Consider the following 12,151-nt stretch of genomic DNA (forward strand, 5'->3'; position numbering starts at 1 on the left):
TTAATAATATATCTGTATTTATTTGATTAAAAAATAGGTTTAATTATAGATTTAATATATTAAATAATACTTAAAATAAGCTAGGCTCTTCTTCCATAACTTTATTTTTATATCTATTATAAACGCTGTCTTCTGTGTTAAGCTCTTCTTTAGTTTTGTATGTAATATTGTATTTTTCTTCTAATGATTCTATTTTTGAGTATAGTTTTTCTTTATATTCATCTTTAAGAAGTCCATCAGTTCCGTAAATATACAAATACTTTTTATAATGCTCTGGAAATGTACGCCTAACAAAATTAAGATATATCTTTCTGCATTCTCCTCTTAATTTTAGTACATCTGTAGCACAATAGTCTATATTATATTCTTTTACTTTTTTAAAAATATTTTCTACTTCATTTTCTGTAATAAAAGGCATTACTGGCATAGTATGAACTGCTGTTATAGCTTTTGTTTTTTTAAACTCTTTTAATATATTTAATCTTCTCTCTGGACTTATAACATTAGGCTCTATTAATGATGACAATTTCTCATCTAATGCTGTTATAGTGGTTGCTATTCTTACGGGTACTATACTTGAAAGCTCATCTATCAAATCAAAATCCCTTAATATCAAATCGCTTTTTGTGGATATGCACATCGGTGTTTTATATCTTATCAAGAGTTTTAAAACTTCTCTCATAAGTTTATAGTCTTTTTCTGCTTCCTGATAATTATCTGTAACACTTCCTAAATTAATAATATCTCTATTCCAATTTCTTGATGATAATTCTTTTTCCAAAACTTCTGCAATATTCTTTTTTACAAATATTTCGCCAAAAAAATCTTTTGAATTAATATATTTATGAGAATACACAGCAAAACAATAATAGCATTTATGAAGACAGCCTCTATAAATATTTAAATCATAGCAGAATCCGTATTCATTATCTATTTTATTTAAAGCCGATTTGCAGTTAATCTCTCTATATTTAATCATATAATTTATCTCTTTTATTATATTAAAACAATATATTAAAACATTGTATTTATATATAATACTGTATATTAATATTTTTATCAAGTAGGGTTATTATTAAAATATTAATAAAATTTTACAAAGTTAAGAATTTTTTACTATATCATATAAATGACAATTTTTGACATTATAATAATTTATAATATTATTAATAGTTAAAGAAAGGAGTATACTTTCATGATAGAGTTAAAAGGAAAATACAATAAAGACTGCAAAATATTTACTGATAATGTTGATGAAGAGTCTTATTCTTTGATTTATAATATTTTAAATGAAAAAGCAAGCGAAAATGTAAAGGTAAGAATAATGCCGGACACTCATATTGGAAAGGGTATAGTAATAGGTTTTACAATGCCTTTAACTGACAGAGTAAATCCTTTTCATATAGGAGTTGATATAGGATGCGGAATGCTTACCTCAAAATTAAATGATAATATAAAAAATATTGAGCTTGAAAAAATTGATAAAACTATAAAACAAAATATTCCTATGGGTATTAAAACTCATAAAAAAAGTAATTATTCATTTTTTAATTTCAAAGAATTAAATGAAATTATGAGAAATTTTATAATTGCTTATAATAAAAGATATAATACAGACTTTGCACTCTTTGAAATAGATAATGACTATATAGAAAAATTATGCCAAAGAATAGAAATGGATTTAGAAAAGTTTCATAACTCTATAGGAACATTAGGAGGAGGAAATCATTTTATAGAGATAGGAAGTTCAATAAATAATGATTACTTTCTTACTATACATTCAGGCTCAAGAAATTTCGGTACAATGGTATGCCAATATCATGTAAGAAAAAATAAAAAAAGAATAGAAGAAGCAAAAGATTTTTTTAATAGTGTAAATGATACTAATGATAAAACAACAAAAGAATATAATGAGTATAATGAAATAGTAAGAAACGGAGATTATATATATGGTAAGGCAATGTTTGAATACTGTATTGACATGGTAATAGCTCAGTATTATGCCAAAATCAATCGAGAGGCTATGCTTAACATTATAAAAGATTCTCTTAATACAAAATTAGAAGATACTTTTTCATCTATACATAATTTTATAGATTTTGAAGATTTCATAATAAGAAAAGGTGCTATAAGAAGTTATAAGGGAGAAAAAATGATAATTCCTTTTAACATGCGTGACGGTATACTAATATGCAATGGAAAAAGCAATGAAGATTGGAATTTTTCAGCACCTCATGGAGCTGGAAGAGTGTTTTCAAGAATGCAGGCAAGAAAACAAATAGATATGAAAGATTTTATAGAATCTATGAAAGGTATTTACTCAAGCAGCATATCAAAAAATACTTTAGATGAAGCACCTCAGGCATATAAAGATTCAAAGGAAATAGAAAAATTAATAATGCCTACAGCAGATATAATAGACAGATTAAAACCAGTACTTAATATAAAAGCCTCTTAAAAATAAATATATAAAAAATCATTAAATTACTATTGAAAATAATTATATATTATTATATACTATAAAAAATTAAGATTTAATTTTAGGAATTATAAAAAATGAAATCAATCATCGTTATGAATCAAATGCTTTGTCTCATGCAAATGCGTATGTTTAATAATGATGGCTGTATAATATAATATATTTTTTTATTTTGTAATTTCAGCCGTCAAATTAATTTTTGACGGCTTTTTTATTTTTAAATTTATACGATTAAATTTTTTGTAAGTTAAGAATAATAAAAGGAGAGTATATGTCAAGAGAATTAAAGTTTGAAACAATAGCAGCACATGCAGGTCAGGATTTTGATGATAAGTTTGGAAGCAGAGGAGTGCCAGTATACAGAACAACTTCATATTTATTTAGAGATTCTAAACATGCAGCAGATTTATTTGATTTAAAAGAACTTGGATATATATATTCAAGAATGGGAGATCCTACAACTGATGTACTAGAAAAAAGAATTACTGCTATGGAAGGCGGACTTGCTTCTATTGCTGTGTCATCTGGTACTAATGCAATATTTTATACTATAATTACGATATGCGAGGCTGGAGATGAAATAGTTTCTGCATTTAGTCTTTACGGCGGAACATATTCCCAGTTTGGTGCAATACTTCCAAAATTCGGCATTAATACAAAATTCGTTGATGCCAAAAATCCAGAGAACTTTGCTAATGCAATTACTGATAAAACCAAATTAATATTTATAGAAACAATATCAAATCCTTCGCTTGATTTTACAGATATTGAAAAAGTAGCTGAAATAGCTCATAACGCTGGAATACCTCTTGTAATAGACGGTACTTTTACAACACCTTATCTTTTGCAAACTATTAAACATGGTGCTGATATAGTAATAAACTCTCTTACTAAATGGATAGGTGGACATGGAAATGCTATAGGAGGCATTATTACTGACAGCGGTAATTTTAATTGGCAAAGCGATAAGTTTCCTTTATTTTCAAAACCAGACTCTAATTATCATGGACTTCGCTGGGCTTATGATTTGCCTGATGAGCTTAAAAATGCTGCTTTTGCTTTGAGAGTAAGAACAGTGCCTCTTAGAAATTTGGGGGCTTGTCTTTCACCTGATAATTCTTGGATATTTATTCAGGGTACAGAATCTTTATCTTTAAGAATGGAAAGACATTCTTATAATGCTTTAAAAGTTGCTGAGTTTTTAGAAAAAGATAATAGAGTTGAATGGGTAAGATATCCTGGTCTAAAAAATGATCCTTCATATGCTTTGGCAAGCAAATATTTAAAAGATAAATTCGGAGGAATGGTTGTATTTGGCATTAAAGGCGGATATGAAGCTGCTGTTAAATTTATAGACAATATAAAACTATTCTCACATTTAGTTAATGTAGGAGACGTAAAAAGTTTGGTTGCTCACCCTGCTTCTACTACGCACTCTCAATTATCAGAAGAAGAATTAATAAAGGGTGGAATAAGTAAAAACTTCATCAGACTTTCTATAGGAATAGAACATATTGATGATATACTTTATTATTTAGATGAAGCTCTAACTATAGCAAGCAAATAATTATAAGCATAAAAAACAAGGGTGATAATAATATAATTCACTCTTGTTTTTATTAATCATATTTATCAGGGGTCTATTTTATGAAGAATATAAAAAATATAATAAAAGATAAAAAAAAGAAAAAAGAAAACATTAAAGAGCAAACTATAACAGAAGAAAAAACTAATCTTAAATTTTTTCACTATAATAAAGCATTTAAATTTGAAAACGGAGCTTCAATATCAGAACTTACAATAGCTTATACTTCATCAGGACATTTAAATATCAATAGAAATAATGCCATTTTAATATGCCATGCATTTACAGGCGATGCAGATGTACTTTCTTGGTGGAGCAATTTTGTAGGAAAAGGCAAAGCAATAGATACTAATAAATATTTTGTCATATGTTCAAATGTTTTAGGAGGCTGCAGCGGAACCACTGGACCTTCTTCAAAAAAACCAAATAGTAATTTATATTACGGAACAGATTTTCCTACATTTACAATTAAAGATATAGTAAAAGTACAAAAGATATTAATAGATTCATTAGGCATAAAAAAACTTTACTGTGTAATAGGAGGCTCTATGGGAGGAATGCAGGCTTTACAATGGACTGCTTCATATCCTCAAATGATGGAAAAAGCAATTATAATAGCAAGTACTATGACTCATTCTCCTATGCAGATAGCTTTTAATGAAATAGCAAGAGAAGCTATAACAGAAGACAATGAATGGTACGGCGGAAAATATTACGGAATGTCTTCTCCAGATAAAGGTCTTGCTTTGGCTAGAATGCTTGGACATATCACATATATGAGCGAAGAATATATGAGAAAAAAATTCGGAAGAAGAAGAAAAAAAGCTTTGAAATATTTTACTCCTTCTTTTGAAGTAGAAAATTATCTTCATTACAACGGAGAGAAATTTACAGCCAGATTTGATGCCAACAGTTTCTTATATCTTACTAAAGCTATGGATTTTTTTGATGCTAAAGATGATATAAAAAAAATTAAAAATAAGAAAAATGTATCTCTTAATAAAGTGCTTATTATATCATTTATATCTGATTGGCTCTATCCTAGTACTCAGTCAGCTGAAATAGTTTCGGCATATCAGCATGCTAATATAAACACAGAGTTTTATGAAATAGAATCTAATTACGGACATGATGCTTTTTTAATAAAAAATCCAGAACAAACTAAATGTATAAAGAAGTTTTTAAATAGTTAAAGTATATATATTTTTTATAAAACACTTGTTTTTTTGATAATATTGTTTAGTATATAAAAAACATATATATATTTTTTAAGGTATTTAGAGATATGAAATTGATATTTTCAAGGTTTTTAATAGGAAGTGTTGTAATAATAATAGGTGCTTACATATTGCTTCAGTATGTTTTTCATATTTATATTCCCGCATTGGCATATACACCTGTATTTACTATAATTGTTTCTTTTTTAATAATAGCTTGGGGAATAGCTTTAATTTTTGGAAGAGGCTTTTATGCTTCTAAACTTCTTTTAGGTTTGTTTGTTATAGGTGCTGGAATATATATACTAATAAGATACTGCTTTAATATTAATATGCCTTTTATACTATATACTCCAATATTTAGAATGATTATAGGAATGATTATAATTTTCTTGGGAGCATATATATTAGTAGGAATGCATTATGTAAGCGACAGCGTGCCTAAAAATAAGAGAACTAAATATGATGTGTATTTCAAAACTAAAACTATAGACTTATCCGATTTGGAAATAGATAGAAATAGAATTATAGATATAAACACGGTATTTGCAGATACTGTTATTTTTATAAGTGATAAAGTGCAGGTTCATATAAAGACTTCAAGTGCTTTTGGAAGCGTATCTCTTCCTACAGGAGACAGTGTAAGTTTTGGAGAGACAAACTTTGTTATGGGTACTTATGACAGTATACTTTATTTAAATGTAAATGCTGCTTTTGCTCAGATTAGAGTTTTGTATAAATAATTATTATTTGGAAAAAATATGTATATTATATCTGGAAATAAAAAGGGAAGAAAAATAGTAACTCCTAAAAGGGATTTCAGACCTACTCAGTCAAAGGTAAGAGAGGCTTTTTTCAATATAGTCAATGCTGAAGGTAAAACTTTACTTGATTTATGTTCTGGAAGCGGTGCTATTGCTTTTGAGGCTTTAAGCAGAAATGCTAAACATGCTACACTTGTAGAAATAGACAGAGATGCTGTAAAAACTATATTTATAAATGCTAAAGCCATATTTGATAATGATAATACACTTTATAAAGTAAAAAGAATATCCGCTTTAGATTATGTAAAAAGAACTAATGATAAATTTGATATAATATACTTTGACCCGCCATATCATTCAAATATATATTTTGACTGCTTAAACGCCATAATAGAGAGAAAACTATTAAATGATGACGGAGTTTTAGCTGCAGAGTTTGGTGCTGATTATTATAAGAATTTCTTAGAAACAGAAAATTTTAAAAGTCTCATCAAAGACATAATGCATTATGATGTAAAAAGCTATGGTGAGAGCATTTTGGTAATACTCAAATATATAAAAAATTAATTAAAAACTTTCATTAGTTACAATATAAAGCTCGCCTTCTGGAGTTACTATATAAGCCTCTTTATATTTAAAAGCTTCATTTGTAAAGAAGTTAGTACCCATTAAAAATGCTGTAGTAGATAATGCATCAGCCTCTTCAGCATTGGTATGTACTATTGTAGCAGATATACTATTGTAGGTAGGATATCCTATTTCAGCATCTATTATATGATGATAATTAGTGCCGTCCTGAGTAAAATATCTTTCATAATCTCCGCTTGTAACTATGGTACAATTTGTAGCTTCAAGTAATCCTAAATAACCGTCAGCATCATTTCTAGGATTTCTTATTGCTATAACCCAAGGGCTGCCCTTGCTATTTACTCCATTGGCATATGTATCTCCGCCATAGTCTATTAAATAATTTTTTATATTATTTTTAGCAAATACTTCTTTTAGCTTTTCTATTATATAGCCTTTTCCATATGAGCCAAAATCAAATGTTAATGGCTTTGATAACTTTAATATTTTTTTACCGTCATCATTGGTTATTATACTCAAAGCTGAATAATCTATATATGACAAAGCCTTATCTATATCTTCCTTTAACGGAACTGTTTGATTTTCTTTAACTCCAAATCCCCAAAGCTCTATTAAAGGTCTTATACTTATATCAAATGAAGGGCTTAATTTGGAATATCTTAAACCTGTTTCAAATATATGGGAAAGCTCATCAGATACTGATATATTAGTTTTACCGCTTAAACTCTCTTTATTTATTTTAGCTATTTCAGAATTGGCATTATAAGGATTCAATATATTATCTATTCTGTTAATCTCATTTGTGATATCCTGTGTCAATTTATTCATAACCTTATCTGAAGTTTGTGCTGTTATATTGAGTATTGTATCGCTTATTATTATAGTTGTTCTTATGTATTTATCTCTGCTTCTGTAAAATGAAATTGCTATTATTAATGCTAATGCTATTATAGGTATAGCAAAATAAATCTTATTTTTCATAAATAAATCCGTACGTTTTTTATTACTTAATAAAACATTTATTAAAAATGATTGTAAAAATGGTATTTTTAACTTAATTTTTATAAAAATATATATAAAAAATTCTATAAAAGTAAAGAATATTTACTAGCATATGTAAAAGCTATATATATATTTACGCAATGTTTTATATGTAGTATATATTGATAAAAAAATAATTATTCTGTAAAAAAATTGTAAAAATAAAGTAAATTCTATTGACATTAATTACTTTTCTGCTATACTTATAATTGTAAAGATAATTTACAGGGTATTAATAGAAATTAAGGAGATTAAATATGACTAAAAAATTATTTGCTTTATTAATAACATTAACAATAGTTTCAACTTCAAGTCTTTTTGCTGATTGGGTAGTACCTGCTTCATCATTACCTCAAAAAGCAAGAACATTTATAAAAAGAGTTTATCCTCAGGCACAAATATGGAAAGTAGAAAGAGATGACGGAAAATTTGAAGTTAAATTATCAAACGGAGCTTCTATAGATTTTTCAGGCAATGGAACTTGGCTTAATATAGACGGAGAATATAACGGAGTACCTATGAGCGTATTGCCTCAGGCAGTTGCTAATACAGTAAGAAGAACTTATCCTCAGGCTAGAATGATAGATGTAGAAAAAGAATGGGGTAATTATAAAATAAAACTTAATAATATGATGGAATTATTCGTATCAGCTAACGGACAATTAATGGGACAAAAATGGGACGATTAAAGCAAGGTTTATGAAAGAATACGGTTTATGAAAAATACTAAAAAAGAGATGTTTTTTTAAGCATCTCTTTTTATATTTAACAATTTAATTACTTGTATTACATATATTATCACTAAAGCATCTAGTTATTTTTATTATTGTTAATAAAAATTGTTCGCAAAAAAATATTATACAAATAAACTTATCTAATATTTTTACAAAATCACTCATTTATGCAAATAAAAATGATTTGCTAATCAAGTCTATACAACTTTGGCTAACTTAACATCACAATTTTTATTATTCAGCACCTAATTCTTTTAACTTTTCTATAGCCTCATCTTCATCAGCATAATATAAAACTCCGTCTCCATCTTCATCTGTACTATTGATATCAAAACCTAAATCTCTAACTAAATATTCAAATACTTCTGTATTATTATTCAAAGCAGCCATATGAAGCCCGTTTGCATCATACATATTTTTAGAGTTTACCACATCAGGATCATACTGCACAAGCATTTTAATAACATCAACATTTCCAGTACCGCAAGCCCATAAAAATGAATTCCAGCCGTCATCATCTTTTACATAAGGGTCTGCTCCATTGTCAAGAAGATATTTCATTATACCTAAATCTCTGTAGAATACGGCAAATATCAAAGGTGTAGCACCATTAGCAGAATAACTATCATTCATAAAATCGCTGTATATACTATCATCGCCATAATAGGACTCATCAATATCTCCGCCCTCTTCTATTAATTCCATTACTCTCTTTAAGCTATGATTTTCTATAGCCTCAAATATATCATAGTCCTCGCTGTATTCTCCTTCCTCCCTGTTGGCATAGGATAAGGCAGAGTTCATATTAACAAATTTGCCCTGTATCTTTACAACATTAGTATAAGTTTTATGATAAATATTATCAGGATTACTTACATACACAGAATTATTGCTTATACTTACACTAACCTCTTCTTTTTTCTTGCATGATATAATAAAAATAATTGATAATAAAGAAATTAACAATATAGTTTTTAACACTTTTATTCTTTTCATAAACACCGCCGTATAGTAATTAATAATTTGTGAAGTATTATACAATAAAAACAAATTATTTTCTATTATTATTAATAAAAAATTGTTCGCTAATTGAGTCTGTCAAGTAAACTTGCCAGACGCTCACAATTTATTATTTGTTGTTGCTAATAAAAAATTGTTTGCTAATTGGGTCTAGCAAGGACTATGTCAACCTTAAGCGAATTTGCTAGATGCTCGATTTTTTAATATATTAGACTTGTTTCAAAAGTACTTGACAAACAATTTTATAAGTTTGTTATTTTATACTAAATTAAATAATATTAATTATAGCTTAATTAAATGTTTTATATGTTGTATAAATTGTATGTTTAAGCTATAAAATGCAGTTCTTTTGGTTCTTTTATACCAATAAAAGAACTGGGGTTTGGGGCAAAGCCCCAACTATAATTAAAAAATATTAAATAAAAATTTATAAATATTAATAAATTTAGTTTTGAAATAAGTCTATTCATCTTAACTATATTTAAGAATATACTCACAATTTTTATATTATTAATGATAAAGATTGTTCGCTAATTAACTCTATCCCATTCGGAGAATTTGCTAGAACTTACATTAAAAAAATCATTCTTTAGCACCAAGTTCTTTTAATTTTTCTATAGCCTCATCTTCATCGGCATAATATAAAACTCCGTCTCCGTCTTCATCTGTACTGTTTATATCAAAACCTAAATCTCTAACTAAATATTCAAATACTTCTGTATTATTATTCAAAGCAGCCATATGAAGCCCATTTGCATCATACATATTTTTAGAGTTTACAACATCAGGATCATACTGCACAAGCATTTTAATAACATCAACATTTCCAGTACCGCAAGCCCATAAAAAGGCATTCCAGCCGTCATCATCTTTTACATAAGGGTCTGCTCCATTGTCAAGAAGATATTTCATTATACCTAAATCTCTGTAAAATACAGCAAATATCAAAGGTGTAGCACCATTAGCAGAATAACTATCATTCATAAAATCGCTGTATATACTGTCATCGCCGTAATAAGATTCATCAATATCTCCGCCTTTTTCTATTAATTCCATTACTCTTTTTAAACTATGATTTTCTATAGCCTCAAATATATCATAGTCTTCACTGTATTCTCCTTCCTCCCTGTTGGCATAGGATAAAGCAGAGTTCATATTAACAAATTTACCCTGTATCTTTACAACATTAGTATAAGTTTTATGATAAATATTATCTGGACTGCTTACATACACAGAATTATTACTTATACTTACACTAGCCTCTTCTTTTTTACCGCAAGAAACAATAAAAGTGATCATTAAAACAAAAGAAATTAATAACAATTTTTTCATATACTGCCTCATAGTAATTAATAATTTCGAGTATTATACTATAAAAATAAATAATTTTATATATACTAAAAAATTTTTAACTTTGTGAACTGATGGAATTTATATAGAATTATCAACTTTTTTGTCGCACAAAAAAGTTTTTGCCAAAGGCACGCTTCGCGAAAAACGCAACTGCTAGAACTTTATATTAAAAACATTACTATTAAATATAGGATATACCCTAAAAATGCAGTCTTTCGCGAAACGTATCCGAGCCTGTTGAGAGAATATAGGTTCTCGCCGCAGGAGGGCTGTGCCTGTGCCACACCGAAGGCTGACAGCGTCACAAAAGAAATGGGGTTGCCGAAGGCACGCAGAGCTGGGGCAAAGCCACCACAAACAATAAAATAGAAAAAACTAAAATTGACAAAGTATAGTTGTTTAGGTATAGTAGCAAAATTAAAAAATTTAAAATAAAAAAATACCACTCATAAAATGAATGGCATTAATTTTCTATTATCAAAAATAAATTATATAGCCTCAGAACCGCCTATAATATCAAGAAGCTCATTAGTAATATGTTCCTGTCTTGCTCTGTTGGCTTTATTTTTCAAATCAGTAATTAATCTCTCAGCATTATCAGTAGCATTTCTCATAGCAATAGAACGTTCGGCATTCTCTGATAAAAATGAACTTGTAAGCATAAAATAAAAATAAGTTTTAATAGCCATAGGAACAATCTCTTTTAATACATCTTCTATATTAGGCTCTATCACATAATCAAGTTTTTTCTTAATTTTATGACCTTCAATATCCTCTTCATCAGGTATCATAGGTATTAAACTTTTTATTTTAGGTATATGAACCACCCTTGTATAATATCTTGTATATATAACTTCTACCCTTGAAGCATTATCCACAGCATATTCATGCATGAAACGCTGAACTACCGTAGCACAGTCATCAAAAGTAGATTCCTCATCTATACGCGGATATTTTCTAGCTATTGGTATACCCTGCTTTTCAAAATATGCTTCCCCCTTTTTACCAAGCACATGAAGCTGAACCTCTCTGCCATGTCTATGATGGTGTCTTATCCTCTCCATAGCCTCATCAAAAATTTTAGTATTATAAGAGCCGCATAAACCTCTGCTTGAAGTTACAACAAAAAGTATTATATTTTTTATTTTCTTTTTAGGAGCAAGAAGCGGATGCACATGATCCATATCAGAATGAGAAAGATCTTCTACTATTCTGTTGAGTTTTTGAGTAAAAGGACGCATACCCTGCTCTACTGTAAGTATTTTAGCAGTTCTTGAACGTGCTATCATATCCATAGTTTTAGTTATTTTATGTGTGCTTGTTACAGCTTTAATTCTTGCTTTTAATACATTAAGTTTCTCTGCCATAAT

Annotated in this window: 11 protein-coding genes; 6 read left to right on the plus strand and 5 right to left on the minus strand. The window is 28.1% G+C overall.

Features of this window, described 5'->3' with window-relative positions:
- Window positions 1-70: 70 nt before the first annotated feature.
- On the minus strand, window positions 71-979 hold the full coding sequence (locus F811_RS0106475) for an SPL family radical SAM protein (RefSeq protein ID WP_020004460.1): 909 nt from the start codon (window positions 977-979) through the stop codon (window positions 71-73).
- A gap of 216 nt (window positions 980-1,195) precedes the next feature.
- Here F811_RS0106475 and F811_RS0106480 point away from each other — a divergent pair, with 216 nt between their 5' ends.
- The 5 genes from F811_RS0106480 to rsmD all read left to right on the plus strand — a co-directional run bounded on the left by F811_RS0106480 (window position 1,196) and on the right by rsmD (window position 6,612).
- Complete coding sequence (locus F811_RS0106480; protein WP_020004461.1) at window positions 1,196-2,458, plus strand: RtcB family protein; 1,263 nt, start codon at window positions 1,196-1,198, stop codon at window positions 2,456-2,458.
- A gap of 292 nt (window positions 2,459-2,750) precedes the next feature.
- Window positions 2,751-4,046 (plus strand): O-acetylhomoserine aminocarboxypropyltransferase/cysteine synthase family protein, encoded by a 1,296-nt coding sequence (locus tag F811_RS0106485; RefSeq protein WP_020004462.1) that lies wholly within the window; start codon window positions 2,751-2,753, stop codon window positions 4,044-4,046.
- A gap of 80 nt (window positions 4,047-4,126) precedes the next feature.
- Complete coding sequence (gene metX / locus F811_RS0106490) at window positions 4,127-5,257, plus strand: homoserine O-acetyltransferase MetX (protein ID WP_020004463.1); 1,131 nt, start codon at window positions 4,127-4,129, stop codon at window positions 5,255-5,257.
- A 92-nt stretch (window positions 5,258-5,349) separates the two neighbouring features.
- On the plus strand, window positions 5,350-6,024 hold the full coding sequence (locus F811_RS0106495) for a hypothetical protein (RefSeq protein WP_020004464.1): 675 nt from the start codon (window positions 5,350-5,352) through the stop codon (window positions 6,022-6,024).
- Between the two features lie 18 nt (window positions 6,025-6,042).
- Window positions 6,043-6,612, plus strand: a complete 570-nt coding sequence (gene rsmD, locus F811_RS0106500; protein ID WP_020004465.1) for a 16S rRNA (guanine(966)-N(2))-methyltransferase RsmD — start codon at window positions 6,043-6,045, stop codon at window positions 6,610-6,612.
- Here the strand turns inward: rsmD and F811_RS0106505 are convergent, their stop codons facing one another.
- Complete coding sequence (locus tag F811_RS0106505) at window positions 6,613-7,614, minus strand: FAD:protein FMN transferase (RefSeq protein WP_020004466.1); 1,002 nt, start codon at window positions 7,612-7,614, stop codon at window positions 6,613-6,615. It abuts the gene before it with no gap.
- A gap of 317 nt (window positions 7,615-7,931) precedes the next feature.
- Here F811_RS0106505 and F811_RS0106510 point away from each other — a divergent pair, with 317 nt between their 5' ends.
- Window positions 7,932-8,363, plus strand: coding sequence for a PepSY-like domain-containing protein (locus tag F811_RS0106510; protein ID WP_020004467.1), 432 nt, complete (start codon window positions 7,932-7,934; stop codon window positions 8,361-8,363).
- 279 nt (window positions 8,364-8,642) lie between these two features.
- On the opposite strand, the gene F811_RS0106515 is transcribed toward F811_RS0106510, so the two are convergent.
- The 3 genes from F811_RS0106515 to atpG all read right to left on the minus strand — a co-directional run bounded on the left by F811_RS0106515 (window position 8,643) and on the right by atpG (window position 12,148).
- Window positions 8,643-9,404, minus strand: a complete 762-nt coding sequence (locus F811_RS0106515; RefSeq protein ID WP_020004468.1) for an ankyrin repeat domain-containing protein — start codon at window positions 9,402-9,404, stop codon at window positions 8,643-8,645.
- Between the two features lie 606 nt (window positions 9,405-10,010).
- Window positions 10,011-10,760, minus strand: a complete 750-nt coding sequence (locus tag F811_RS0106520) for an ankyrin repeat domain-containing protein (RefSeq protein ID WP_020004469.1) — start codon at window positions 10,758-10,760, stop codon at window positions 10,011-10,013.
- 509 nt (window positions 10,761-11,269) lie between these two features.
- Window positions 11,270-12,148 (minus strand): ATP synthase F1 subunit gamma, encoded by an 879-nt coding sequence (gene atpG, locus F811_RS0106525; protein WP_020004470.1) that lies wholly within the window; start codon window positions 12,146-12,148, stop codon window positions 11,270-11,272.
- Window positions 12,149-12,151 lie beyond the last annotated feature (3 nt).

Origin of the sequence: Brachyspira innocens ATCC 29796 (assembly GCF_000384655.1) — a bacterium.
GTDB classification, from domain to species: Bacteria; Spirochaetota; Brachyspiria; order Brachyspirales; family Brachyspiraceae; genus Brachyspira; species Brachyspira innocens.

Excerpts from the sequence above, each read along its gene's own strand:
- F811_RS0106475 (WP_020004460.1), bottom strand. The coding sequence starts at position 979 with ATGATTAAATATAGAGAGATTAACTGCAAATCGGCTTTAAATAAAATA.
- F811_RS0106480 (WP_020004461.1), top strand. The coding sequence starts at position 1,196 with ATGATAGAGTTAAAAGGAAAATACAATAAAGACTGCAAAATATTTACT.
- F811_RS0106485 (WP_020004462.1), top strand. The coding sequence starts at position 2,751 with ATGTCAAGAGAATTAAAGTTTGAAACAATAGCAGCACATGCAGGTCAG.
- metX (WP_020004463.1), top strand. The coding sequence starts at position 4,127 with ATGAAGAATATAAAAAATATAATAAAAGATAAAAAAAAGAAAAAAGAA.
- F811_RS0106495 (WP_020004464.1), top strand. The coding sequence starts at position 5,350 with ATGAAATTGATATTTTCAAGGTTTTTAATAGGAAGTGTTGTAATAATA.
- rsmD (WP_020004465.1), top strand. The coding sequence starts at position 6,043 with ATGTATATTATATCTGGAAATAAAAAGGGAAGAAAAATAGTAACTCCT.
- F811_RS0106505 (WP_020004466.1), bottom strand. The coding sequence starts at position 7,614 with ATGAAAAATAAGATTTATTTTGCTATACCTATAATAGCATTAGCATTA.
- F811_RS0106510 (WP_020004467.1), top strand. The coding sequence starts at position 7,932 with ATGACTAAAAAATTATTTGCTTTATTAATAACATTAACAATAGTTTCA.
- F811_RS0106515 (WP_020004468.1), bottom strand. The coding sequence starts at position 9,404 with ATGAAAAGAATAAAAGTGTTAAAAACTATATTGTTAATTTCTTTATTA.
- F811_RS0106520 (WP_020004469.1), bottom strand. The coding sequence starts at position 10,760 with ATGAAAAAATTGTTATTAATTTCTTTTGTTTTAATGATCACTTTTATT.
- atpG (WP_020004470.1), bottom strand. The coding sequence starts at position 12,148 with ATGGCAGAGAAACTTAATGTATTAAAAGCAAGAATTAAAGCTGTAACA.